20 protein-coding genes are annotated in these 24,557 nt (G+C 68.6%); 9 read left to right on the forward strand and 11 right to left on the reverse strand.

All coding sequences use genetic code 11. From position 1 onward, the window contains the following. Positions 1 to 63 precede the first annotated feature (63 nt). A complete protein-coding gene (gene lepA, locus AB663_RS13615) occupies positions 64 to 1,917 on the reverse strand; it encodes a translation elongation factor 4 (protein ID WP_067200235.1) in 1,854 nt (617 codons plus the stop codon). A gap of 259 nt (positions 1,918 to 2,176) precedes the next feature. Here lepA and AB663_RS13620 point away from each other — a divergent pair, with 259 nt between their 5' ends. The 5 genes from AB663_RS13620 (at position 2,177) to AB663_RS13640 (ending at position 8,686) form a co-directional block, all read left to right on the forward strand. Further along, positions 2,177 to 3,160 (forward strand): ABC transporter permease, encoded by a 984-nt coding sequence (locus AB663_RS13620; protein ID WP_067200238.1) that lies wholly within the window; start codon positions 2,177 to 2,179, stop codon positions 3,158 to 3,160. Position 3,161: 1 nt separating this feature from the next. Then, positions 3,162 to 4,100, forward strand: coding sequence for an ABC transporter permease (locus AB663_RS13625; protein WP_157541092.1), 939 nt, complete (start codon positions 3,162 to 3,164; stop codon positions 4,098 to 4,100). Beyond that, positions 4,097 to 6,025, forward strand: coding sequence for an ABC transporter ATP-binding protein (locus tag AB663_RS13630; RefSeq protein ID WP_067200241.1), 1,929 nt, complete (start codon positions 4,097 to 4,099; stop codon positions 6,023 to 6,025). Before AB663_RS13625 ends, AB663_RS13630 begins: the two co-directional genes overlap by 4 nt. A 129-nt stretch (positions 6,026 to 6,154) precedes the next feature. Then, a complete protein-coding gene (locus AB663_RS13635; RefSeq protein WP_067200245.1) occupies positions 6,155 to 7,873 on the forward strand; it encodes an ABC transporter family substrate-binding protein in 1,719 nt (572 codons plus the stop codon). A gap of 72 nt (positions 7,874 to 7,945) precedes the next feature. Then, the gene (locus AB663_RS13640; RefSeq protein WP_157541095.1) at positions 7,946 to 8,686 is read left to right on the forward strand and encodes an alpha/beta fold hydrolase; all 741 of its coding nucleotides are present in this window, start codon (positions 7,946 to 7,948) and stop codon (positions 8,684 to 8,686) included. On the opposite strand, the gene AB663_RS13645 is transcribed toward AB663_RS13640, so the two are convergent. After that, complete coding sequence (locus tag AB663_RS13645; RefSeq protein WP_067200251.1) at positions 8,619 to 9,872, reverse strand: MFS transporter; 1,254 nt, start codon at positions 9,870 to 9,872, stop codon at positions 8,619 to 8,621. The two genes, AB663_RS13640 and AB663_RS13645, sit on opposite strands and share 68 nt — an antisense overlap. A 372-nt stretch (positions 9,873 to 10,244) precedes the next feature. Here AB663_RS13645 and rpsT point away from each other — a divergent pair, with 372 nt between their 5' ends. After that, complete coding sequence (gene rpsT / locus AB663_RS13650) at positions 10,245 to 10,505, forward strand: 30S ribosomal protein S20 (RefSeq protein WP_067200254.1); 261 nt, start codon at positions 10,245 to 10,247, stop codon at positions 10,503 to 10,505. A gap of 129 nt (positions 10,506 to 10,634) precedes the next feature. Here the strand turns inward: rpsT and holA are convergent, their stop codons facing one another. The 5 genes from holA to AB663_RS13675 form a co-directional block, all read right to left on the reverse strand. Then, on the reverse strand, positions 10,635 to 11,672 hold the full coding sequence (gene holA / locus AB663_RS13655; RefSeq protein WP_067200258.1) for a DNA polymerase III subunit delta: 1,038 nt from the start codon (positions 11,670 to 11,672) through the stop codon (positions 10,635 to 10,637). A 9-nt stretch (positions 11,673 to 11,681) separates the two neighbouring features. After that, positions 11,682 to 13,994 (reverse strand): ComEC/Rec2 family competence protein, encoded by a 2,313-nt coding sequence (locus AB663_RS13660; protein ID WP_067200260.1) that lies wholly within the window; start codon positions 13,992 to 13,994, stop codon positions 11,682 to 11,684. A gap of 14 nt (positions 13,995 to 14,008) precedes the next feature. Beyond that, on the reverse strand, positions 14,009 to 14,608 hold the full coding sequence (locus tag AB663_RS13665; RefSeq protein ID WP_067200264.1) for a ComEA family DNA-binding protein: 600 nt from the start codon (positions 14,606 to 14,608) through the stop codon (positions 14,009 to 14,011). 93 nt (positions 14,609 to 14,701) lie between these two features. Further along, positions 14,702 to 17,284, reverse strand: coding sequence for a leucine--tRNA ligase (gene leuS / locus AB663_RS13670; RefSeq protein ID WP_198147873.1), 2,583 nt, complete (start codon positions 17,282 to 17,284; stop codon positions 14,702 to 14,704). Between the two features lie 26 nt (positions 17,285 to 17,310). Further along, positions 17,311 to 18,627 (reverse strand): anthranilate synthase component I family protein, encoded by a 1,317-nt coding sequence (locus AB663_RS13675; protein WP_067200267.1) that lies wholly within the window; start codon positions 18,625 to 18,627, stop codon positions 17,311 to 17,313. Between the two features lie 42 nt (positions 18,628 to 18,669). Here AB663_RS13675 and AB663_RS13680 point away from each other — a divergent pair, with 42 nt between their 5' ends. From AB663_RS13680 to AB663_RS13690, 3 genes are read left to right on the forward strand one after another with little or no spacing between them, the layout of a single operon-like run. Next, positions 18,670 to 19,341: a DedA family protein gene (locus AB663_RS13680; RefSeq protein WP_067200270.1), complete on the forward strand. Its 672-nt coding sequence runs from the start codon at positions 18,670 to 18,672 to the stop codon at positions 19,339 to 19,341. Between the two features lie 4 nt (positions 19,342 to 19,345). Continuing rightward, positions 19,346 to 20,371, forward strand: coding sequence for an App1 family protein (locus AB663_RS13685; RefSeq protein ID WP_067200274.1), 1,026 nt, complete (start codon positions 19,346 to 19,348; stop codon positions 20,369 to 20,371). 1 nt (position 20,372) lies between these two features. Beyond that, entirely contained in the window at positions 20,373 to 21,212 is an 840-nt protein-coding gene (locus tag AB663_RS13690; protein WP_067200277.1) for a 3-methyladenine DNA glycosylase, read from the forward strand. Between the two features lie 107 nt (positions 21,213 to 21,319). Here AB663_RS13690 and AB663_RS13695 read toward each other — a convergent pair whose 3' ends face one another. From AB663_RS13695 to AB663_RS13710, 4 genes are read right to left on the reverse strand one after another with little or no spacing between them, the layout of a single operon-like run. Continuing rightward, complete coding sequence (locus AB663_RS13695; RefSeq protein WP_067200281.1) at positions 21,320 to 22,543, reverse strand: glycoside hydrolase family 3 N-terminal domain-containing protein; 1,224 nt, start codon at positions 22,541 to 22,543, stop codon at positions 21,320 to 21,322. Further along, positions 22,543 to 23,199: an SDR family oxidoreductase gene (locus AB663_RS13700; RefSeq protein ID WP_067200284.1), complete on the reverse strand. Its 657-nt coding sequence runs from the start codon at positions 23,197 to 23,199 to the stop codon at positions 22,543 to 22,545. Before AB663_RS13700 ends, AB663_RS13695 begins: the two co-directional genes overlap by 1 nt. Positions 23,200 to 23,227: 28 nt before the next feature. Continuing rightward, entirely contained in the window at positions 23,228 to 23,755 is a 528-nt protein-coding gene (locus AB663_RS13705) for a hypothetical protein (protein WP_067200288.1), read from the reverse strand. After that, on the reverse strand, positions 23,752 to 24,543 hold the full coding sequence (locus AB663_RS13710) for a hypothetical protein (RefSeq protein ID WP_067200293.1): 792 nt from the start codon (positions 24,541 to 24,543) through the stop codon (positions 23,752 to 23,754). The genes AB663_RS13705 and AB663_RS13710 overlap by 4 nt, the downstream gene beginning before the upstream one ends. Between the last annotated feature and the right edge of the window lie 14 nt (positions 24,544 to 24,557).

A 24,557-nucleotide genomic window follows, 5' to 3' on the forward strand; every position in this document is an offset into this window, starting at 1 on the left:
CTGAGCGAACACCCCCACGCGCCGCACGCCGACACATCGGATGCCGCGGCCGTGGCGGTCGCGCTACTTCTTGTCCTTGCCCTCGACGTCACCCGACAGGGCTGCGATGAACGCCTCCTGCGGCACCTCGACGCGGCCCACCATCTTCATGCGCTTCTTGCCCTCCTTCTGCTTCTCGAGGAGCTTGCGCTTGCGGGTGATGTCACCGCCGTAGCACTTGGCGAGCACGTCCTTGCGGATGGCCCGGATAGTCTCGCGCGCGATGATCCGCGCGCCGATCGCCGCCTGGATCGGCACCTCGAACTGCTGCCTCGGGATGAGCTTGCGCAGTCTCTCGGCCATCATCGTGCCGTAGGCGTAGGCCTTGTCGCGGTGCACGATCGAACTGAACGCGTCGACCTTCTCGCCCTGCAGCAGGATGTCGACCTTGACGAGGTCGGCCTCCTGCGAACCGGAGGGCTCGTAGTCGAGCGAGGCGTAGCCCTGCGTCTTGGACTTGAGCTGATCGAAGAAGTCGAACACGATCTCGCCGAGCGGCATGTTGTACCGCAGCTCGACGCGCTCCTCCGAGAAGTACTCCATGCCGAGGAGCGAGCCGCGGCGCGACTGGCACAGCTCCATGACGGTGCCGACGTAGTCCTTGGGCAGCAGGATCGCGGCCTTCACCATCGGCTCCGAGACCGACCCGATGCGGCCGTCCGGGTACTCGCTCGGGTTCGTCACGGTGACCGTCTCGCCCGTGTCGCTCGTCACGACCTCGTAGATCACGCTGGGCGCCGTGGTGATGAGATCGAGCCCGAACTCGCGGGACAGCCGCTCCGTGACGATCTCGAGGTGCAGCAGGCCGAGGAATCCGCAGCGGAAGCCGAAGCCGAGCGCGACCGACGTCTCAGGCTCGTACTGCAGGGATGCGTCCGACAGCTTGAGCTTGTCGAGCGCCTCACGCAGCTCGGCGTAGTCGCTGCCGTCGATCGGGTAGATGCCCGAGAACACCATCGGCTTGGGGTCCGTGTAGCCCGCCAGGGGCTCGGCCGCCGGCTTGCGGGCATTCGTGATCGTGTCGCCGACCTTCGACTGCCGCACGTCCTTCACGCCGGTGATGAGGTAACCGACCTCGCCGACGCCCAGCCCCTTCGTGGGGATGGGCTCCGGACTGGAGACGCCGATCTCGAGCAGCTCGTGATTGGCCCTGGTCGACATCATCTGGATGCGCTCGCGGGGCGACAGCTGACCGTCGACCATGCGCACGTAGGTCACCACTCCGCGGTAGGCGTCGTACACGGAGTCGAAGATCATCGCGCGAGCCGGAGCATCCGCATCGCCGGTCGGCGACGGGATCTCCTGCACCAGACGGTCGAGGAGCTCCTCGACGCCGACGCCCGTCTTGCCCGACACGCGCAGGACGTCGTCGGGGCTGCCGCCGATGAGGTCGGCGAGCTCCTTGGCGTACTTCTCCGGCTCCGCGGCGGGAAGGTCGATCTTGTTCAGCACCGGGATGATCGTCAGATCGTTCTCGAGCGCGAGGTAGAGGTTGGCGAGCGTCTGCGCCTCGATCCCCTGCGCCGCGTCGACGAGCAGGATGGCTCCCTCGCACGCGGCGAGGGAGCGCGACACCTCATAGGTGAAGTCGACGTGGCCGGGCGTGTCGATCATGTTGAGCGCGAAGGTCTCGCCGCCCACCTGCCACGGCATCCGCACGGCCTGGCTCTTGATCGTGATCCCGCGCTCCCGCTCGATGTCCATGCGGTCGAGGTACTGCGCGCGCATGTCGCGGTCGGCGACCACACCGGTGATCTGGAGCATGCGGTCGGCCAGGGTCGACTTGCCGTGATCGATGTGGGCGATGATGCAGAAGTTGCGGATCTGCGTCGCCGGCGTCGCGGCAGGCTGAAGTGGTGTGAGTGCGCGTGGGGACATGTCCCGACGATTCTACGGTCAGGCGTGCTGGTTGCTCGATTCCGGCATCCGGTGCCTCGAATCGCGCAAACCGGTGATAGTCTCGCGAAGTTGCCCGGGAACGTCTTGTGACACCCGATCCCACGGGCGATACGACTCCGTCACAGACGATGTGGGCGTCGCGTCGCGCGATTCCGTGGATGGTGCTTGAATGGCTACCCGGCTCAGCGTTGCGTCGGCAGATCCCGCGCGCGTCTGTAAAAGAGAAAGACTCATCACCTTGATCAAGTATCTTGTGCGCCGATCACTCGGCTGGCTGCTCATGATCGTGGTAGCCACGAACCTCACGTACTTCCTGGCGTGGAACTTCCTCGACCCGCGCAGCAACTACGTGGGGCGGCGCCCTCCGCTGACGGAGGAGCAGATCGTCAACACCCTCGCCCCGCGCAACCTCAGCGACACCGTTCCGCTGATCGAGCGCTGGTGGACCTGGCTCACCGGCATCCTGCTGCGGTGGGACTGGGGTGTCAGCCCCACCGGCGGCTCCGTGAACGAACAGGTCGCCTACCGGATGTGGGTGAGTGCGGAGCTCGTGCTCGGCGCGACCATCATCACCACCCTCCTCGGCATCGCACTGGGCGTCTACACCGCGTCGCGGCAGTACAAGCTCGCCGACCGCATCGGTCAGGCGACGAGCATCATCACGATGAACATCCCGATCGTGGTCGCCGCGTTCGCCGTCGTCCTCCTCGCCATCGGGCTCAACAACGCGACCGGCGTACGCATCTTCTACGTGACGGGCAACGCCAGCAGAGGCGTCGAGGGCTTCTTCCCGGTACTCGTCGACGTGCTGCAGCATCTGACGCTGCCGACCATCGCCCTCGTCCTCACCGGATACGCGAGCATCCACTTCCTGCAGCGCTCGCTGCTCCTCGACAACATCAGCGCCGATTACGTCCGCACCGCCCGCGCCAAGGGACTCACGAAGCAGCAGGCGATCCGCAAGCACGCGCTGCGCACCTCGCTCATCCCGGTCGCCACCCAGGTGGCCTTCACGATCCCCACGGTCTTCACCGGGGCCGTGCTGACCGAGACGATCTTCGCGTGGAACGGCATGGGCCGCTACTTCATCGAGACCATCACGAAGAACGACATCCACGGCACGGTCGCGATCGCGGCCTTCGGAGCCGTGCTCACGGCGATCGGCGCCATCCTCGCCGACATCGCCGTCGTCGTGCTCGACCCGCGAGTGAGAGTGAGCTGACATGACGACCGACATGATCGACCCCACCATCCAGCCGCCAGCGGGCGCCCCCGGCCCCGAGACGACCCGGGTGGCGACGAAGCGGCTCTCCAAGTGGACGCTGTACACCCGCCGCTACATGCGCAACAAGGGCGCAGTGGCCGGCCTCGTCATCTTCGCGCTGCTCGTGCTCTTCGCGGTCTTCGGACCACTCATCGCTCGGTACGACCACATCCAGATGGACTTCCTCAACCTGAGCACGGGTCCGTCGGCCGACCACTGGTTCGGCACCAACAGCGCCGGCAACGACGTCTTCGCCCAGGTCGCCGTCGGTCTCCAGCGGTCGCTCATGATCGCCCTCACGGTCTCGATCGGCGTGACCATCGTGTCGGCGCTCGTCGGCACCGCCGCCGCGTACTTCGGCGGCTGGACCGAGCGCATCGCGCTGCTCGTCATCCACTTCATGATGGTGATCCCGAGCTTCCTCCTGCTCGCCATGATCTCCAACAAGTCGGGCGGCGACTGGCGGGTCATCGCGCTCATCATGATCTTCGTGATCGGGTGGTACTTCCCCGCGCGCGTCATCTGGACCATGGCGCTCTCGCTGCGCGAACGCGAGTACGTCAGCGCCGCGCGCTACATGGGCGTCGGAGGCATGAGGATCGTGATCCGGCATCTGCTGCCGAACATCGGCTCGCTGCTCGTGATCAACTTCACCCTCGGCGTCGTCAACGCCGTCATCACCGAGACCGGTCTGTCGTTCCTCGGATTCGGCGTCAAGATCCCCGATGTCTCCCTCGGAGCCCTGATCGGCACCGGCTCCAGCTCCCTCACCACCGCGCCGTGGCTGTTCTACTTCCCCGCCGCCGCGCTCACCCTGCTCACCGTGTCGATGGCGCTCGTCGCCGACGGCCTGCGTGACGCCCTCGATCCCACCTCGGCGGCAGGAGGCCGCGCATGAGCATTGTTCTCTCCGTCCGCGACCTCCGGGTCAGCTTCGCCTCCGAGGCGGGGCGCGTCGATGCCGTGCGCGGCGTCTCCTTCGACCTCGAAGCCGGCAAGACCCTCGGCATCGTCGGCGAGTCCGGCTCGGGAAAGTCGGTCACCTCGCTCGCCATCATGGGCCTGCTCGACGAGAACGCACGCGTCACCGGGTCGATCGTGTACGACGGTCAGGAGCTCATCGGCAAGAGCGACAAGCAGCTGTCTGTCATCCGCGGCAACGGCATGTCGATGGTCTTCCAGGACCCGCTGACGTCGCTGACGCCGGTCTTCACGATCGGTGACCAGCTCATCGAAGCCCTCACCGTGCACCGCAGCCTCTCCAAGAAGGAGGCGTGGGACCGTGCGGTCGAGCTGCTGCGTCTCGTCGGGATCACCGAGCCGGAGCGGCGCATGAAGTCGTTCCCGCACGAGTTCTCAGGCGGCATGCGCCAGCGCGTTGTGATCGCCATCGCCATGGCGAACAAGCCGAAGCTCATCATCTGCGACGAGCCGACGACGGCCCTCGACGTCACCATCCAGGCGCAGATCCTCGACCTCATCGAGAAGGCCCAGGACGAGACGGGCGCTGCCGTGATCATGATCACCCACGACATGGGTGTGGTCGCGCGCACCGCCGACGACGTGATGGTCATGTACGCGGGCAAGCCGGTCGAGCACGCATCGGCGCAGGAGCTCTTCCATCGCACGCGGATGCCGTACTCCATCGGCCTGCTCGGTGCGATCCCGCGCGTGGACAAGGCCGAGAAGGAACCGCTGACGCCGATCAAGGGCAACCCGCCGCTCCTCATCAACCTGCCTGACGCGTGCCCCTTCGCCGACCGCTGCCCCATCGCGATCGACGCCTGCCGCGCCAAGGAGCCGGAACTGCTCCCGGTCGCCACGGGCTCTGGTGCCACGCACCTCGCAGCCTGCATCCGAGCGGACGAGATCGAGGACGGCGGTCTGCTCGGCGGTCTCCCTGTCTACCCGGTGCGCGAGATCGCGGAGAGCGCGCTCACCCGCCTCCCCCGCGAAGAACGCCCCGTCACCCTCGAGGTGCGCAACCTCACGAAGACCTTCCCCCTGCTGAAGGGCGCGTTCCTCAAGCGCAAGGTCGGCGAGGTGCACGCCATCAAGGGCATCAGCTTCGACGTGCGCGAGGGCGAGACGATGGCGATCGTCGGCGAGTCCGGATCGGGCAAGACCACGACCCTCCTGCAGATCATGGACATGGTCAAGCAGAAGGACGGCGACATCGTGATCGCCGGCACCAGTGTCAACGACATCCGCAGCCGCAAGGTCGAGCGGCAGCTGCGCCGTGACATCCAGATCGTCTTCCAGGACCCCATGGGTGCGCTCGACCCGCGGATGACCGTGGCCGACATCATCGCCGAGCCCATGGCCGCGATCGGGATGCCGAAGGCGGAGATCCACCGCCGCGTCGACGAGCTCATGGACCTCGTCGGGCTCAACCCCGCCCACAGCGACCGGTTCCCGCAGGCGTTCTCGGGAGGCCAGCGACAGCGCATCGGCATCGCGAGGGCGCTATCGACCAACCCGAAGATCGTCGTGCTCGACGAGCCGGTGTCCGCGCTCGACGTGTCGATCCAGGCCGGCGTGATCAACCTCCTGGACGATCTGAAGGTCAAGCTGGGGCTGTCGTACCTCTTCGTCGCGCACGACCTCTCGGTGGTGCGCCACATCGCCGACCGCGTCGCCGTGATGTACCTCGGCGACTTCGTCGAGCACGGTGACGTCGACGAGGTCTTCGACAACCCGAAGCACCCGTATACGCAGGCCCTGCTCTCGGCGATCCCGGTCCCTGACCCCGACATCGAGCGCACGCGCACGCGCGTGGTGTTCGATCCGCAGACCATGAGCACGAGGCCCGTCTCCGTCTGATCCGAGCGCATCCGCGCTGCGGGTCACCGTCCGATAACGGTTAGCCGGTATTCACCGTGACCTGCTGTGCCGCAGTCAACAGCGAACTATTCTTCCCCTTATGACACGCCGAAAGGCGAAAGGAGCACCATGAAGCACAAGAAGCTGGCGGGGGCGGTCGCGATCAGCGGCGTCCTCGCCCTCGCCCTCGCGGGTTGCGCGAGCGGTTCCGGGAACACCGGTGGCGGGGACAACGGCGGCGGCGAGACGGTCGAGACCAAGGCGGCCGACTACAACCCCCAGCCGCGTGAGAACCTCAAGGAGGGCGGCGAGGTCCACTTCGAGATCAACGAGATCCCGGAGCAGCTGAACGCCTTCAACAGCGACGCCAGCGCCGACACCGCACGTCTGTGGTACTACTTCATGCCCCAGATCCTCCTGGTCTCGCCGGAGGGCGAGGTCTACAAGAACGACGCGTACCTCGACAAGTACGAGATCGGCGAGAAGGACGGCAACACCACCGTCACCTTCACCTTCACCGACAAGGCGCACTTCAACGACGGCACCGACATGGACTGGACCGCCATCGACGCCACGTGGAAGGCCAACCGCTCGACCGAAGAGGGCTTCAACCCGAACGCGACCGACGGCTACAAGCAGATCAAGTCCGTCGAGCAGGGCGACACCGCCAAGACCGCCGTCGTCACGTTCGACGGCATCTACGCCTGGCCGTCCATGGCGTTCCTCACCGGCGGTGTGCTGAACCCGAAGCACGCTGACGCCGACACGTTCAACAACGCCTACATCGGCAACCTCCACGCCGAGTGGGGTGCCGGCCCCTACACCGTCGACGAGTTCGACGCCAACAGCGGCTTCGTCTCGTTCAAGCCGAACCCCGAGTGGTGGGGCAACGCTCCGCTCCTCGACAAGGTGACCTTCCAGGCCCTCGAGGACGACGCGGCGATCAACGCGTTCAAGAACGGTGAGATCGACCAGGTCGAGGCTGGTAGCGAGGACCGCCTCAAGCAGGTCGAGGACGTGGACGGCGCCGTCGTGCGTCGCGCACAGCAGACCGCCAAGACCGTGCTCATGGTCGACGCGGACAAGCCGCAGTTCGAGGACCTCAACGTCCGCAAGGCCTTCTTCATGGGCGTCAACATCGACCAGCAGAAGCAGATCGCGTGGAACGGCCTCGGCTACAAGGAGGAGCCGGCGGGCTCCCTCAACATGTACTCGTTCCAGGACGGCTACGTCGACGCGTTCGCCGAGGCCGGCCTGAAGTACGACGTGGACGAGGCGAAGAAGCTCCTCGACGAGGCCGGCTGGAAGGTCGGCTCCGACGGCATCCGCGAGAAGGACGGCGTGAAGTTCTCGGTCGTCTACCCGATCTTCAGCAACAGCCCGGTCCAGGAGGCCCTGGCCAAGTCGCTGCAGGCTCAGGAGAAGGAGCTCGGCATCGACCTGAAGATCGAGGTGCGTTCGTCGAACGACTTCTCGAACGACTTCACGTCGAAGAACTGGGACATCTTCAGCCTCCGCTTCACCGACTCCGACCCGTTCGGACCGGCCTGGATGTGCCAGCTCTACTGCTCGGACAGCAGCCTGAACCTGTCGGGCACCGGCACGCCGGAGATCGACAAGATGATCGCCGATGACGTCGAGTCGCAGAAGGACTCGAAGAGCTGGACCGACGCTGCCATGAAGGCCGAGTCGAAGATCATCGAGGAGACCTGGGGCGTCATCCCGCTCTACAACGGCCCGTCGATCTACGTGGTCCAGGAGGGTCTCGCGAACCTCACGCCGGAGCCCTACGTGGGTCTCGACCTCTTCGGTGTCACCCCCGTCGAGGACCTCGGCTGGGAGAAGTAATCCCGAGACACGTCGTGTCTGAGGCGGGGTCGGTGGTTCGTCCACCGGCCCCGCCTTCCTATGCTGGCTGATGTGAACGTCCAGATCGTGCTCGTGCACGGCATCCGCACGTCCGCCACGATGTGGCGACCGCAGCTGGCGTTCCTCGCCGAGCGGGGCGTGCAGGCCACGGCCGTCGATCTGCCCGGTCACGGCACGCGGATGGACGAGGACTTCACGCTCCACGAGGCGCTGCACACCATCGACGCCGCCGTCCGGGCCGCTGCCGATGCCGGACCTGTGCTCCTCGTCGGCCACTCGATGGGCGGGTTGCTCTCGCTCGCGTACACAGGAGGCGCCGAGACGCCGCCGGTCGCCGGCCTCATCGCCGCCTCGTGCACGGCACTCCCGCGCGGAGCGGCGCTCAGGGCCTACCGGATGCTGGCCCGCGCAGTCGACTCCCTGCCCGACCGCGGTCAGTGGCTCACAGAGCGCATCCTCGCCGCGACGATCCCCCTCGAGAACCGAGGCGACTTCGCTGCGGGAGGGTACGCGCTCGACACGCAGGACATCGCCCTCGGAAGCCTCTCGGGGCTCGACCTCGCGACCGCCGTCGCTCGCATCCGCGTGCCTTTGTGGTTCGTGAACGGTCAGTACGATCAGCTGCGCGTGAACGAGTCGTTGTTCCGGAGGCTCGCCCCGCACGCGGAGCTCATCGTGGTCCCCCGCACCACGCACCTCGTCACCGCCATGCGGCCGACGGTCTTCAACGCCGTGCTGCAGCTGGCGATCGCGACGCTGGAGAGCGGCGACTCCCCCGCGCCATCGCCGTGAGAAGAGCTCCGGCGAGGGAGAGGACGGCCGCGGCGGCGAAATCGAGCCAGAATCCGCCGACGAGTGCGACCAGGCCGGCTCCGAGCACGGGTCCGATGAGCTGGCCGAGTGCTGCGGTGACGTTCACGATGCCGAGGTCGCGCGCGTGGTCCTGCTCGTGCGGGAGCAGATCGGCCGCGAACGCCAGTCCCACGGTTGAGAACGCGCCATAGCCGAGACCCATGAGCGCCGCCGCGATCAACGTGGTCTCGAGCGCGGGCGAGATCGCGATCACCACGCCGGATGCCGCCTGTACGACGGCCGCCAGCACGGTCAGGCCGCGACGGTTGCCGGTGCGGTCGGAGACGATGCCGGTGACGACGGAGGCGATGACGACGAACACCGTGTACACGACGATGAGCAGCAGCAGGTTGTCCTGCGCCTCGGTCGTGGACTGCCCGAGACCGTGCAGAAGGAAGAACAGGAAGAGCGCCGTACCCAGCGCGTTCCCGATGTTGGTGACGAGACGTCCCGCGAGCATCCACGCGAAGTCCCGGTCGCGCAGCGAGATCGCTCGGGCGTCTCTCGATGCGCCAGGGCGCTGCCGTTCGGCGGCCGGCGGGTCGGGAAGGAGCACCGCCGCACCGGTTCCGATCACGGCGATCGCCCCGGCGAGGAGCAGGTAGCCCTGTATGACGTCGAGGCCGAGCAGGACCACGAGACCGACCCCGACGACGACGCCGACCGCCTGACTCGACCCGATGGCCGCTGACGCCGCTCCTCGCTGCGTCGGCGGGAGCTGGTCGGCGATCATCGCGGTGAACGCGGCGGAAGCGACCGCGACGCCCACCGAGACGCCGGTCCAGGCCGCTCCCACGGCCCAGGGCCCGGACGAGACACCGGTGGCCAGCAGGCACAGCGCCGTCAACCAGGCTCCGGCCAATGCCCACGGCCTGCGCCTGCGGCGTCCTGCCGGTGCACGGTCGGACAGCGCACCTGCAACGGGTCCGGCGATGATGCCCGCCAGCCCGCCGACGCCGAGTACGAGACCGGATGAGACCACACCAGCGATCCAGTCGTCCTCCGCGGCATCGAGCTGCAGCGGAAGCAGAAGCTGCACAGGGGTGAGCTGCACGGTCCAGATCGCGAGCCAAGCGACCGTGAACGGCGTCAGCCACCGCGCCCCCGCCCTGATCGGTGTGCTCATCGGGGCGTCTCCCCCACGGTTCGGGCTCGTCGTGCGGCATTCGGAAGCCGGGCCGAATCCGCGGGAGCGCCGAGCCTGCAGAGGCCGCCCCTCAGGATGGCGCATGCCGAGGCCGGGAAGCGGATGCCGCGAAGGAAGGCAGCGTTCATGGAGGATCCTTGACGTCGGTGTCGAGATAGGACGATTCTGCACCCGGTTTCACCATCCGCGCGATGGAGTATCGCGGGTGCGGCGACGTTTAGGGTGAACGCGTCGGATGCTGGTAGACTCTTTTCTTGGCTTGCGTGTGGGTTCTTCCCTCACGACCGCCGCGCGGTAGCCCTCTTCTTCCGCCGGCACTCCGAGTAACTCCTGTACAGAAAGCGTCCACACGTGGCAAACATCAAGTCGCAGATCAAGCGCAACAAGACCAACGAGAAGGCTCACGAGCGCAACAAGGCCGTGAAGAGCGAGCTCAAGACCCTCGTCCGCCAGACCCGCGAGGCCGTCGCCGCCGGCGACAAGGCTGCTGCCGAGGCCGCCCTCAAGAAGGCATCCGTCAAGCTCGACAAGGCCGTCAGCAAGGGCGTCGTGCACAAGAACCAGGCGGCGAACCGCAAGTCGGCCATCGCCAAGAAGGTCGCCGCTCTCTGAGCCAACGCGAGAAGGCCCGTCCCGCATGCGGGGCGGGTCTTTTTCGTACCCTGAACAGCCCTTCCCCGCGTCGACAGACGTGGGTCCCGCAGACCGGCCGACTCGGCGGCGCGGACGTTCAACCGACGATCACGCGCCGAACGGCTCGCGCGTCGCGATCACCGTGACCATGCGCTCGAGCGCGAAGATCGGATCACGCGCCGCGCCCTTGACCTCGGCATCCGCTCGGGCCGTGGCCTGGATCGCCATTCCGAGGGAGCGCTCGTTCCAGCCTGCGAGGTCGCGGCGAGCCCGATCCACCTGCCAGTCCTTCATCCCGAGCCGCTGGGCGAGCTGGCGACTGGGTTCGCGGTTGCCTGCCACCCGAGCCATGGTGCGCAGCTTCATCGCGAACGCCGCGACCATCGGCACGGGGTCCGCCCCCGAGGCGAGCGCGTGCCGCAGGGCGACGAGCGCCTCTCCGTAGCGGCCGGCGATCGCGGTGTCGGCGACGACGAAGGCGGACACCTCGACACGGCCGCCGTAGTACTTGGTGACGACGTCGTCGGTGATGTCGCCCTCGACGTCGGCGATGAGCTGCTGGCACGCCGCGGCGAGTTCGGTGAGATCGTCGGCGAATGCCGAGACGAGCGCACGCAGGGCCGACGGCGCGATGCGCTTCTTCGCGGCCGCGAACTCCCCCGCAGCGAAGTCAGCACGATCGCTGTCGCGCTTCACGGCGGGACAGGGGATCTCGATCCCTTCGCCGGTACCGGCGCGTATGGCGTCGAGGAGCTTCTTGCCGCGCACGGTCGCACCGGTGTGCCTGAGGATGACCGTCGCGCCCTCCTGAGGATGCTCGAGGTACGCGACGGCCTCCTGGAGGAAGGCATCGGAACACTTCTCGACCCCCGACACCCGCACGAGCCGCGGCTCGCCGAACAGCGAGGGAGACGTCAGCGAGAGCAGAGTGCCCGGGGCGTAGTCGTCGGCACGCACGTCGCTCACCTCGAGTGCAGGGTCTTCGGCACGAAGATAGTCGCGAACCCCGGCGATCGCCCGCTCCGCACAGACCTCCTCGGGGCCCGACACCAAGACGACGGGCGCCGGTCGGGGCTCGCGCCACGATACCTGCGGGATCTTCGCGGGCTTCGCGCCGCCACGAGCGGAGGAACGCGGAGCTGCCATGACACCAGCCTACCCGGGGGCTCCGACGCTCTCCTCCGACCAGACCTCGACATCGCCGTCTCGGACGCCGAGCAGGACCCTCCCAGAAAGGTCGGTGCGCACGATGTGAGCGCCTACCGCTTCGAGAAGGGCCAGCGTGTCGGCACGGGGGTGGCCGTAATCGTTGCCCTCGCCCACGCTGATCAGGGCCACCGAAGGGCGCAGCATCCGATACAGATCCGGGTCCTGGTCGGCGCTGCCGTGATGTGCCACCTTGACGACGTCGTATCCTCCGCTCAGGTGGACGGCACGCGCGAGGGCGCACTGCGGTGCCGCGGAGAGGTCACCGAGGAACAGGGACCGCGGCACGCCGCCACCCTCGAACTCGATCACCACGCTCGCGTCGTTGCCCGACGGGAACGCGGCAGACGAGCGTGCAGGCCACAGGATCCGCCACCGTGCGTCGCCGAGCGTGCCCTGCATCCCCGTCGCCGCCTGCGCTGCCGCCGCTCCCCCGCGCACCAGCTCGTCGATGGTCCTGCGGTCGTCCGCATCGGCCGGTGGCCCATGCAGGACGCGGTCGACCGCGCCGATCACGGAAGAGACCCCACCGGCGTGGTCCAGGTCGAAATGCGTGAGGACGAGAAGCGAGATGCGTCCGACCCCGAGCGATCGGAGGCACGACGACAGAGCTGCGGGATCAGGTCCTGTGTCGATCAGAGCGATGTATCCGGAGGAGCGCACGACCAGCGCGTCGCCCTGCCCCACGTCGCACGCCGCCACAGACCAGCCTTCGGGAGTCGCTGCGGTGGCGAGCGGGCCGGAGAGCAGCAGCTGCGCCGCACCGATGGCCCCGATCGAGACGAGAAGGATCGCCGCCGCGGCCCGCGCCGCCCGCCACCAACGGTGTGAGGCGGTGCGATCGCGGGACATGCCAGGGAGCAGGACCACGGCGACCGCCGCGCTCACGAGGGCGACGACGAGTGCGCTGGACAGACCCGACACCACGGCGATCTGCCCCCACGGCACATCGGCCGCGACGTATGCCGTGGTCGCGATCCAGGCCGCGGGCAGCCACGCCGCTGCCGTGAGCACGTCAGCGATGGGAGGAGCCGGTCCTGCGAGGCAGGCGAGGAGACCGATCACGGTGGCGAGCGGTGCGGCAGGGTCGGCGATCATGTTCGCCGCGACGCCGATCAGCGACTGCTGCTCGGCGAACAGCGCTATGACCGGGCCGCATGCGAGTTGAGCGGAGAGGGGCACCCCGAGCGCCAGCGCCAGCGTTCGAGGCATCCATCGCTCCAGCCCGCGCGCCAGGGGCCTCGCCAGCAGGATGAGAGCACCGGAGGCCACGACCGAGAGGGCGAATCCCGCCGATGTCGCCATCCACGGGTCGAAGACGAGGATTCCCGCGGCGCTGAGAGCGAGCAGGCCGGCACCGGCGCTCGGCCGCCCGAGGAGGATGCTGCCCATCGCGGCCGACGCCATCACCGCGGCTCTGACGACGCTCGGTTCCGGGGTGACGAGGATGACGAAGCCGCCGAGTGCCAGCGCCGCCATCACGATGCGCATGCGGCGCCCTCCCCCGCACCATGCCGTCACACCGAATGCCGCTCCGACGACGATGGCACAGTTCGCCCCGGATACTGCCGTGAGATGGCTGAGTCCGCTCGCCCGCATGTCGTCGTCGAGCTCCGACGACACGGCGCGGGTATCCCCGACGGCGAGGCCGGGGAGAAGACCCGCGCCCGGCTCGGGGAGTCTCAGCGAGCGCGCGACGAGATCGGACTTCGCATGCGCGGCGATCGCGAACACCCCCTCCGCCGGCCGCACGGAATCGCTCGTCGTCGCGAAGACGACCAGTGCGGCCTGTTCGCCCGGATCCGTCACCGCGGCCTCGCCGGTCACGCGGATGACCGCCCCGAGGTCGTACCCTTCGCCTGGTTCGACACCGACCCGCGCCGCGGCGTCGACCGGCTCGGTCCGCCCGGGCGACCCCAGGGCGCTGAGCTGCACCTGCATCCACAACCGGCCGTCGTCCCCGACAGCGGCCGATGAGGATACGGTGCCGAGCGCCTCGACCGCACGCCCGTCCCAGCGCGCGGCAGCGGAACGCCCGGGCTGCGCGACGGCCACCGCCGTGGCGACCGCCGCGCCGACGACCAGAGCGATGACGAGTACGGCGCCTCGCGGTCGCGTCTGGCTCACGTGCTGCCGGCGCACCAGACCGAGCGTCATCGTCACGGCGCACAGGACGCATGCAGCAGCGACCCACCACGCGCCCTCCGGGGCGAGCACACAGGGCAAGGCCGCAGACCAGGCGGTCCCGGCCACGACGAGCATCCGCAGATCGTGCCTCACACCCGCACACCGTCGCGGAGTCCGTCGAGCAGCTTCTCCCCGATGCCGGGAACGGCGAGCAGATCGTCGACGGAGCGGAACCTGCCGTTCTCCTCTCGCCATGCGATGATGCGCTCCGCGAGCGCGGGTCCGATGCGAGGGAGGCTCTCGAGCGCCGCCTGGTCTGCCGTGTTGAGGTCGATACGACCATCACCTCCAGGGGCCGCCGGTGCGTCGGGCGCGACCTGGTCCCCCACTGCAGGCACGACGATCTGCTCCCCGTCGCTCAGCGGACGTGCGAGGTTGACTGCGGTCAGATCGGCGTCTTCGGTCGTGCCGCCGGCTGCGGCGACCGCATCGACAAGCCGCGCTTGGGATCGGAGCACATAGAGTCCGGGCTTCGATACCGCCCCCAGCACATGCACATACAGTTCGCCCGCCGAGACCTCCTCGGCCGACGACGTCGCGCGTGCGACGACCTCACGGGGAGCGCTCTGTCCGCGCAGGATGCCCAGTCCCACGGCCAGCGACAGCACGACGAGACCCAGCACGACGGCAGCACCGATGCTCAGCCGCACGCGCCGGCCTGCGGCGTCAGGTGGATTCGGGTCGGGCATCCCGCCACGTTAGGCGCATCACGAGGTGCCCGGACGTCCGATCCGCACCGTCCGGGGACAACTCGTGCGTGTCCCCGGACGGTGCAGGGCCAGTCACTTGACGACGATGCTCACGATCTTCGGCGCGCGGACGACGACCTTGACGATCTCACGGTCGCCGATCGAGCGGATCACTCGTTCGTCCGCCCGGGCGAGGGCCTCCAGCTCCTCTTCGCCGATGCGGGCAGGAACCTCGAGCTGGGCCCGAACCTTCCCGCCGATCTGCACGACCGCCGTCACGGTGTCCTCGACGAGCAGAGCAGGATCAGCCGAACGCCACGGGACCAGGCCGACGGAAGGCTCGTGCCCGAGCAGCTCCCACATCTCCTCCGCCGTGTGCGGTGCTACCAGGTCCAGCATGACGGCAACCGTCTCCGCAGCCTCGCGTACGGCGGGGTCTCCCGCACCTGCGGGGCCGTCGATGGTCTTGCGCACCTGGTTCACGAGTTCCATCAGACGCGCGACCAGCACGTTGAACTTCGTCTGCTCGACCAGACCAGGGGCCTCGGCCAGCAGCCGATGCGTGGCGCGGCGCAGTGCGGCGTCACCGCGGTCGAACAGCACGTCGACGGGGCTCGACACCTCGCCCGCGATGCGCAGGGCGCGAGCGAGGAACTTCTGCGCCCCTGTCATCGAGACGTCAGCCCAGTCCTTGTCGTCCTCCACCGGGCCGGCGAACGCCAGGCCGACGCGCAGCGCGTCGGCTCCGTGCGCCTCGAGCTCCTCCTGGAAGAGCACCAGGTTGCCCTTGCTCTTCGACATCTTGTTGCCGTTGAGGATGACCATGCCCTGGTTGATGAGGTTCGAGAACGGCTCGGTGAAGTCGATGAGCCCCATGTCGAACAGCACCTTGGTGATGAAGCGCGCGTACAGAAGGTGCAGGATCGCGTGCTCGACGCCGCCGATGTACGAGTCGACGGGCGCCCACCGTGCGGCCTGCGCGGGGTCGAAAGCCACCGTCTCGCTCTGCGGTGACAGGAAGCGCAAGAAGTACCAGGAGCTGTCCACGAACGTGTCCATCGTGTCGGGGTCGCGCAGCACCGGGTCGCCGGTCTCCGGGTCGATCGTGCGCACCCAGTTCTCCGCCGCCCCGAGCGGCGAGGTCCCCTTCGGCGACAGGTCGAGACCCTCGACGCTGGGCAGCCGCACAGGCAGCTGGTCCTCGGGAACCGGGATGATGCGGCCATCCTCGGCGTGCAGCATCGGGATCGGAGTCCCCCAGAAGCGCTGTCGCGAGATCAGCCAGTCGCGCAGGCGGTAGTTCTTGGCCGCGCGGCCCGTTCCGCTGGCCTCGAGCTGCTCGATCGCGCGCGCGATCGCGTTGCGCTTGGACAGACCGTTCAGGTCGCCCGAGTTGATCATGCGCCCCTCACCCGACAGCGCGACGCCCGTGACCGACGGGTGCTGCTCGTCGAGCGTGGGTGCGCCCGTGTCGATGGGGACGCCCTCGTCGTCGACCTCGATCACCGGCATGGCGCCCGTGATCGGAGCCGTGGTGTCCACCACGACCTTGATGGGCAGGCCGAACTCGCGGGCGAAGTCGAGGTCGCGCTGGTCGTGCGCGGGCACAGCCATGACGGCACCGTGCCCATAGTCGGCCAGCACGTAGTCCGCCGCCCAGATCGGCAGCTTCTCACCGTTGACCGGGTTGATCGCGTAGCGCTCCAGGAACACACCCGTCTTCGGGCGGTCCGTGGACTGGCGATCGATGTCGGAGCTCTTCTGCACCTCGCTCAGGTACGCCTCGAAGCGCTCGCGCACGTCGGCGGGAGCCTCGGCAGCCAGCTCGGCGGCGAGGTCGCCGTCGGGTGCGACCACGAAGAACGTGGCGCCGTGCAGCGTGTCAGGGCGCGTCGTGAACACCGTCACCGGCTCGTCGCGTCCCTCGATGCGGAAATCGACGTCGGCACCGACCGAGCGGCCGATCCAGTTGCGCTGCATCTGCAGCACCTTCGACGGCCAGAAGCCCTCCAGCTGGTTCAGGTCGTCGAGCAGGCGGTCGGCGTAATCGGTGATGCGGAAGTACCACTGGGTGAGCTTCTTCTTGACGACTTCGGCCCCGCACCGCTCGCAGCGCCCGTCGACGACCTGCTCGTTCGCCAGGACCGTCTGGTCGTTGGGGCACCAGTTCACCGGGCTCTTCTTGCGGTACGCCAGCCCCCGCTCGTAGAGCTTCAGGAACAGCCACTGGTTCCACCGGTAGTACTCGGGGTCGGAGGTGTGCAGCACCCGGCTCCAGTCGAACGAGACGCCGTACGCCTCGAACCCGGCCTTCTGCTGCGCGATGTTCTGGTAAGTCCACTCCTTCGGGTCGGCCCCGCGGCGGATCGCCGCGTTCTCGGCAGGCAGGCCGAAGGAGTCCCAGCCGATGGGGTTGAGCACGTTGTGTCCGCGGTGGCGCCAGAAGCGCGCGACGATGTCGGAGTAGAGGTAGTTCTCCGCGTGCCCCATGTGGAGGTCGCCGGACGGGTACGGGAACATCGCCAGCACGTATCGACGAGGGCGGGTGTCTTCGTCGCCGCCCGTGAGGAACGTGCCGTTCTCCGCCCAGTACTTCTGCCACTTGGCCTGGATGGCGTGCGCCGAGCTCTCCTCGGCGACGGGAGCGGTGGACAGGTTCTCAGACAACGAACGCACGACCAATCTCGAAAGGAAAAACGGGGTCAGTTCAGGATATCGGAAGCCCACCGCGTGGGCATTCCGGCGCCGAGGGCGGCGAGCGGGGCGCGTGCCTTCATTGCCACCTCCGCGACCTCGGATGCCGCGACGGAACCCCAGGTGATGCCGCCCCCGGCTCCGACGTACGCGGCATCCGGTCCGACGACGATGCTCCGGATGACCATGGCGAGGTCGAGCACGCCGTTCTCGCCGACGTAGCCGAAGCAGCCGGCATAGATGCCGCGCGGCCCGCCCTCGAGCTCATGGAGCCGCGTCATCGCCGACAGCTTGGGCGCACCGGTCATGCTTCCGGCGGGGAACGCGGCAACGATGAGATCGCCCACGCGGATGCCGGGGGCTGCGCGGCCGCTCACCGTGCTGACGAGCTGATGCACCGCGGGGTAGCTCTCCACCTCCCAGAGGCCGTCAACGCGGATCGATCCTGGCTCGCAGACGCGCGACAGATCGTTGCGCATGAGGTCGACGATCATCACGTTCTCCGCCCGCTCCTTGGGGTCGGCTCGAAGCTCTGCGGCGAGCGCGGCATCCGTCGTCGCATCGGTCGAGCGCGGACGTGTGCCCTTGATGGGGCGGGTGCGGATGGTCCCTCCGGCGGCATGCAGGAACTGCTCGGGACTCGCGCTCAGGAGAGACCGCGATCCGATGCGGACGAACCCGCCGTGGTGCGCAGGCGTGGCGATGCGGAGCCGGAGGTAGGCCGCGATCGCATCGTGCGTTCCAGGGACGGTGAAGCGCGTGGTGAGACACAGCTGATACGCGGTGCCCGCCTTGATGAGCGCACGGCAGCGCTCGATGAGCACCGCATACTCTTCTGGCGAGTGCCGGGCCTCCGCGAGCAGCCCCGCGTCGACGGCGGGCAGGCCCGGAGGCGACGGTGCGTCGGCTGCGGCGGCCACGGAAGCACACCACTCGTCGATCTGGTCCTCTCGGGCGATCGCCCACGCCGCACCGGATGCATGGTCGACGGCGACGACGTGCGTGACACGCATCCACGCACCGCCTTCGGACTCCCCCGCAGGAGCACCCGCGGCGGCGGCACCCGTCTCGTAATCGAACCAGCCGACCCAGCCGCCGATGAACGGCGGGATCCGCACATCGTCATCGTGCCCTCGCGCGACGTCGAGGCGCACATCGGTCGGTGCGGATGACGGAGTGCCGGTTCCGATGAAACTCCAGCCTTCTGCCGCGTCCGCACCGGCGTCGAGCCAGAACACCTCGTGCGCCCGAGCCGCGAGCGTCGTGAAGATCGTGACGGGATCCACGGGCTGCGTGAGCGGGCGGGTGATCAGGCGTTCGGGCACCTTCTCAGCCTAGAATGCCGGCCGAGCCCGTATCCTCGTGGCGTGGATGCCTTCCTGCTGTGGCTTCTCGACACCGTGCAGTCGATCGATCCTGTCGCGCGCACGCTCATCGCGGGAGCCGCCGTGATGCTGGAGACGAGCATCCTCATCGGCCTGATCGTGCCGGGTGACACTGTCGTGATCATCGCCTCGATGGGCGTCGCGAGTCCGCTCGAGGGCGTGGCCATGGTGAGCTCCGTCGTCGTCGGCGCCCTCATCGGCGAGAGCATCGGCTTCTGGCTGGGGCGCTGGCTCGGTCCGCACATCCGCTCCTCGTGGCTCGGACGCAGGATCGGCGAGCACAACTGGGTGCGAGCGGAGACGTATCTCGCCCGCCGCGGAGGCATCGCGATCTTCCTGTCGCGCTTCCTCCCCGTGCTGCACTCCCTCGTGCCCCTGACCGTGGGGATGAGCCACTACTCCTACCGCCGTTTCCTGGCCTGGACGGCGCCGGCGTGCCTGCTCTGGGCCGTCGCGTACGTCAGCGTCACCTCGCTGGCCGCGGGGAGCTTCCGCGAGCTCGTCGATCGCATGCACTTCGCCGGGTACATCTTCGTCGGAGTGATCGCGGTCTTCCTGCTGCTGATCGTCCTCGGCAAGAAGCTGCTCACCCGCCTGGAAGCGCGTCATCTGGACACCACGAACACGGGGGACATCACCGACGTGAAAGACTGAGGCAATGGCCTCAGCACCCCCGGCCCCCAGGATCCACTGGTTCGCCCGCCTCGAGCACCGCTTCCACGTGTGGCGGGAAGGCCGAGCGCGCCGTCGGGGGCGCAGCGCCACGGTGGTCCCGTTCCCGGGGTACGGCGGTCCTGGCTGGGTGCGCGTGGTCGGGCGGGTGCTCATCGTGCCGCCGCAGCGGCGCACCAAGAGCGGAGAGCTCGCGAGCGTGCGCGGCTGGCGCAGCTTCGTCGGCATCCCGGTCAGCTTCGCGAAGGTCATCGTGCACGTCGGCGACTCCGTGCACCACGTCGTCGCCGATCGCGGCGGCGTCATCGACACCGTCATCGATGCGACCCTGCCCCCGGGCTGGCAGACGTTCACGATCACCGTCGAAGATCAGGAGCCCGTCGAGGCGACGGCCTTCATCGTCGCCGAGGGCACCCGGTTCGGCGTCGTGTCCGACGTCGACGACACCGTCATGGTGACGGCACTCCCCCGCCCCTTCATCGCCGCATGGAACTCGTTCGTCGTCGATGAGCATGCGCGGCTGCCTGTTCCCGGCATGGCGGTGCTGCTCGACCAGCTGCTTCGCGAACACCCGGGCGCGCCGATGGTGTACCTGTCCACCGGCGCCTGGAACGTCGCACCGACGCTGCGCCGGTTCCTCGGACGCCACCTGTTCCCGGCGGGATCCATGCTCCTCACCGACTGGGGGCCCACGCATGACCGCTGGTTCCGCAGCGGCCGCGAGCACAAGCTCACCAACCTCCGCCGCCTGGCGACCGAGTTCCCCGATGTGAAGTGGCTGCTCATCGGCGACGACGGCCAGCATGACGAGGCGATCTACTCCGAGTTCATGGACGAGCACCCCTCATCGGTCGCCGGGGTCGCCATCCGGCGGCTGCTCCCCGCCGAGGCTGTCCTCGCCGGAGGGCGAGCGGGCAAGGAACCGCACTCGGAGCACGTCGCACCGTGGGTCAGCGCCGAGGACGGCGCTGGGCTCCGTGACCTCCTCAGTGAAGCCGGCATCCTGCGCTGACATGATCCTCACCCGCTCCGAATGGTCGGCCCGTGCCGAGGCTCACCGTGAACGGGCCGACGCCCTCACCGCCGGGCATCGCGCACGCGCCGCGCGGCGTGAGGCGCACCCCGTGTGGGATTTCCTCTTCACGTACTACTCGTACAAGCCGGCGCAGCTGCGGCGCTGGCACCCCGGTGCCGGAGTCGCCCTCGCAGATGCCGAGGAGCGGCGTGCGTGGCGCTGGTACTCCCCTGTCGGGTCCGCGGTCGCCCCTGACGCGGAGGCGTTCGCGGCCGACAAACCGGAGCTCGCGGCCCTCGTCGAGCGCATGCTCCGCCGTACCGCCTCACGCCCGGGCCAGTTCGGGTGCTTCGGCCTGCACGAGTGGGCCATGGTCTACCGCCAGGATGAGCATCGGCACCCGGTGCCTCTGCGTCTCGGGCAGGAGGGCACCGATCGGGTGGTCGAGACCCATGATCTCCGGTGTACGCACTTCGACGCGTTCCGCTTCTTCACCCCGGATGCCGTTCCCAGGAACCGCACCGCGCTGACGCGCGAGAGCCAGCCGCTGTTCGAGCAGCCAGGCTGCCTGCACGCCGGTATGGACCTGTACAAGTGGGCGATGAAACTCGGCCCCCTGGTGCCGGGCGAACTGCTTCTCGACGCGTTCGAGCTCGCGCGGGACATCCGGCTGCTCGACATGCAGGCAGCGCCGTACGACCTTTCGGAATGGGATGTCGCACCCGTGCCGATCGAGACGCCCGAAGGAAAAGCCGAGTATGTGCAACGGCAGAGGGCGTTCGCGGAGCGAGGCGCTGCGCTTCGTGCGGCGCTGCTCGACGTCTGGCTGGGCGGCTGAACGGACTCCGCCGACTCGACAGGGGCGGATTCGACACGGGCCGACTCGACAGGGGCCGACTCCACGCAGACGGCTCTGCGACGGGCCGACCGGCGCGCGCCCGTTCGTCAGTCCGCCGGCTCACACGACGGGCACAGCGACCAGTGGGCGAGGCCGGCCGACGAGCGCAGGCGCAGAGCAGCAACGCGGGTCGCCGCCTCGGCGAGTCGATCAGCCTGCAGTGTCCCCTGCTCGACGGCAGCGGTGATGCCCGCGGCGATGCTCCCGACGGTGTCGGGTGTCGACCCGGCGATCATGAGCACGAGGTCGTTCCCCGCCGCGATGGCCGCGACGGCGTTGGCCACGGGATCCGCGTAGGCGGGGATGCCGGAGGACTGCAGCATGCCGAGGTCGTCGGTGACCATGACGCCCTCGAAGCCCAGCTCGTCCCGCGCGATCTCATGCCAGCGTGCCGAGAGCGATGCCGGCGCCGCGTCGACCGCGGTGTACGCGAGATGTCCGAACATCAGGAGGGACGCATGCTCGCGGATCCCCGCGACGAAAGGCACCGCGTCGGCGGTGCGCCACTGATCGATGGTCTCCGACGTCGTGGGGATGGCGTGATGCGAATCGCCGGGCGCCGCCCCGTGCCCCGGGAAGTGCTTGAGCGTCGATGCGACGAAAGGCTCCTGCGCGCGCGTCGCAGCCGCCACGCGATCGGCGGCGCCCTGGGGGTCTGTCCCCAGCGCTCGACCGGCGATGAAGGAACCCGGATCGGCGGTGACGTCGGCCACCGTGCCGAAGTTCACGGTGATCCCGTTCTGCGCGACGAGAGACGCCCGCGCCGCGAACGCCGCGACGGTCGCGCTCGGCGGCTGCGACGCCAGGGCCTTCGGCGAGGCGTACGTGTCGGCGGCGAGCCGTGCGACGACTCCCCCTTCCTCATCGATCGCGATGAGCGGGGGGAACGACGCATCGATCACGAGTGCGTCGGTCACGGCTCGCACGTCGATGCCCGCCGGCGGGATGTTCGCCCCCATGAGGATGAAGCCGCCCCACCCCTGTGCCATGTAGTCGCGGAGCGTCGACGGGTCTGTGCTCGGGATATGCCCCATCACCACGCTCGCGGCCTGCTCGGCCGTGGTCATGCCTGCGACGAGCCTGGCCGCAGCCGCCTCGGGGCCGATGTCAGCGGCGTCGGCTCCGAGACGCGCCGTGCCGTGCTTCGCGGCAGACGCCCCCGGGGCGCCGAGCGTGCCGCCCGCCGCGGCCGACGGCACAGTGGCGAGGAGCACCGTCGCCGTGATGGCGCAGGCCCATGCCAGCGCGAGAGCGGCCGGGCGACGGAGCATCAGGCGTTCAGCGCTTCAACGATCGGCACGGACTCCCCCGGCGTGCCGTTGCCGAATCGGATCGTGCGTCCGATCGTCGACGGTGCGACCAGGGCCTCGGCGATCACGGCGGCGACGTCGCCCCTCGACACCTCACCGCGCCCCGGCGGGTCGAGCTGGATGCGCCCGGTGGGTGCATCCGAGGTCAGCGTTCCTGGCCCGAGCACCGTGCCGTCGAGGGGCACGCCGCGGAGGTGCTCGTCGGCGGCCCACTTGGCGTCGGCGTATGGGAAGAAGGAGGAGCCGTGCGGAACGCCGTGGTCTTGCGTCGATCCGAGCCACGACACCATGATGTAGCGCCGAACTCCTGCGTCGACGGCCGCGTCCATCGACCGGATCGCTGCATCGCGATCGACGGCGTACGTGCGCCTCGGATCTCCGCCTCCCGCTCCGGCAGACCAGACGACGGCGTCGTGGCCGCGGATCTGCTCCGTGATGCCGGTCACGTCGAGCGTCTCCACATCGGCCACCACGGCGTGCGCGCCGGCCGCTTCGACATCGGCGGCATGCGCAGGGTTCCGGATCACGCCGGTGACGGAATCGCCCCGGGCGGCGAGGAGCGGGATCAGCTGGAGAGCGACGCGACCGTGGGCGCCGAAGACGATGACACGGGACATACGCCCACCCTACGCGCGGTCGCCGACCTCAGGGCCGGCCCTGTGTGCTGTCGATGACGAACGCCTGCGGGTGGTCGGGAAGATACCGGACGACGATCGGCGAATCGGATGGCAGGTACGCGTCGCGGTCGGGGTACACCGACGGGGTGAAGAAGTTGCTCTCGAGGGTGTACTCGACGCCGGTCGACGTTGTGAAGGTCACCCAGTCGCCGTCGAGCGTCCCGGTCGTCGGCTGTCCGTGCTCGTAGATGTACGCGCGGGTGACGGGAACGCCCGTCAGGCTCAGGATGCCGATCACCAGGTTGGCCAGCATGAGGTAGGCCAGCACGCGGAAGACGATGCGCATCGCTCTGCCTGCGGTGGCTCCTCGGGAGGGTGCATCCTCGCGAAGGAGTCCTTCCCGCTCCCTGATGCGACGGAGCGCGGCCCCCGGCGTCGAGCGCGCTGCGGACAGGGCGAACAGCCCGAGAATCGAGAATCCCGCGATGAAGACCATGGCGTAACCGTGCGACGCGGGGAAGTTGACGAGCCAGATAAGCGTGTCGAGCACGGTCATCGTCCCTCCTCCTTCTCGATCGTGACGGCGACGGTCTGAGGATCCTCGCGGCGGTAGAACGCCCAGATGGGCGCGCCGACCTGGAATCGACCGATGGCCTGCGGATAGGCGAACACGGTCGTCTCCGCCTCCCACGTGGCGGCGCCCTCCGGTGCCATGAGCACCTTCAGAGCGAGCTCGCTCTGGCCTTCGAGACGCCGACCGGTGGGACGCACCTCGAGCACGGACGCCGGCACCTGAACACCGGTCGTGCGTGCACGGACCTGCCGTGGGTCGATGAGCCCACGGTCGATGCGCCACTGCAGCATGGCTTCACGCACGACGGGGTCGGCGAGGTCCGCCAGCTCGACCACGTCCTGATCCGACGTGCTGTAGCGGACGGGGACGGGAAGGCCGGGTTGCAGGGATGCGAAATCCGAGGCGTCGACGAGCATCCGCAGCTGCGCGACGAAGTCCTCGCCGTCGCGCGGCGTCACCCTGATGAAGATGTCGTACTGCGGGACATCGTTGACGGCGAGCCCGGTGCGCGAGATCTCGACGATCCGACCGACGCCGGTTTCGGCAGCTCCGCGGATCCTCTTGCGTCTGCCGAGCCCGGTCATCGTGCCGCCGAAGGTGAGGATCATCCCCCATGCGACGCCGATGAGGATCGGAGCCCCGAGGCCGTCCCCGCCCGAGAACGGAAGGATCGACTGCCTCTGGTCGACTCCGAACAGGCCCTCCCCCGTCCAGATGAGGAGCCACGCCGACAGCAGCAGCCAGACGATGAGGACGGCGATGCGGAGCATGCCCCCAGGTTATC

Origin of the sequence: Microbacterium sp. XT11 (assembly GCF_001513675.1) — a bacterium.
In the GTDB taxonomy this organism is placed as follows: Bacteria; Actinomycetota; Actinomycetes; order Actinomycetales; family Microbacteriaceae; genus Microbacterium.

Excerpts from the sequence above, each read along its gene's own strand:
- AB663_RS13645 (WP_067200251.1), bottom strand. The coding sequence starts at position 9,872 with ATGAGCACACCGATCAGGGCGGGGGCGCGGTGGCTGACGCCGTTCACG.
- AB663_RS13690 (WP_067200277.1), top strand. The coding sequence starts at position 20,373 with ATGATCCTCACCCGCTCCGAATGGTCGGCCCGTGCCGAGGCTCACCGT.
- AB663_RS13710 (WP_067200293.1), bottom strand. The coding sequence starts at position 24,543 with ATGCTCCGCATCGCCGTCCTCATCGTCTGGCTGCTGCTGTCGGCGTGG.
- AB663_RS13635 (WP_067200245.1), top strand. The coding sequence starts at position 6,155 with ATGAAGCACAAGAAGCTGGCGGGGGCGGTCGCGATCAGCGGCGTCCTC.
- AB663_RS13685 (WP_067200274.1), top strand. The coding sequence starts at position 19,346 with ATGGCCTCAGCACCCCCGGCCCCCAGGATCCACTGGTTCGCCCGCCTC.
- AB663_RS13660 (WP_067200260.1), bottom strand. The coding sequence starts at position 13,994 with ATGCTCGTCGTGGCCGGGACCGCCTGGTCTGCGGCCTTGCCCTGTGTG.
- AB663_RS13625 (WP_157541092.1), top strand. The coding sequence starts at position 3,162 with ATGACGACCGACATGATCGACCCCACCATCCAGCCGCCAGCGGGCGCC.
- lepA (WP_067200235.1), bottom strand. The coding sequence starts at position 1,917 with ATGTCCCCACGCGCACTCACACCACTTCAGCCTGCCGCGACGCCGGCG.
- AB663_RS13695 (WP_067200281.1), bottom strand. The coding sequence starts at position 22,543 with ATGCTCCGTCGCCCGGCCGCTCTCGCGCTGGCATGGGCCTGCGCCATC.
- AB663_RS13665 (WP_067200264.1), bottom strand. The coding sequence starts at position 14,608 with ATGCCCGACCCGAATCCACCTGACGCCGCAGGCCGGCGCGTGCGGCTG.
- AB663_RS13700 (WP_067200284.1), bottom strand. The coding sequence starts at position 23,199 with ATGTCCCGTGTCATCGTCTTCGGCGCCCACGGTCGCGTCGCTCTCCAG.
- AB663_RS13630 (WP_067200241.1), top strand. The coding sequence starts at position 4,097 with ATGAGCATTGTTCTCTCCGTCCGCGACCTCCGGGTCAGCTTCGCCTCC.
- AB663_RS13705 (WP_067200288.1), bottom strand. The coding sequence starts at position 23,755 with ATGACCGTGCTCGACACGCTTATCTGGCTCGTCAACTTCCCCGCGTCG.
- holA (WP_067200258.1), bottom strand. The coding sequence starts at position 11,672 with ATGGCAGCTCCGCGTTCCTCCGCTCGTGGCGGCGCGAAGCCCGCGAAG.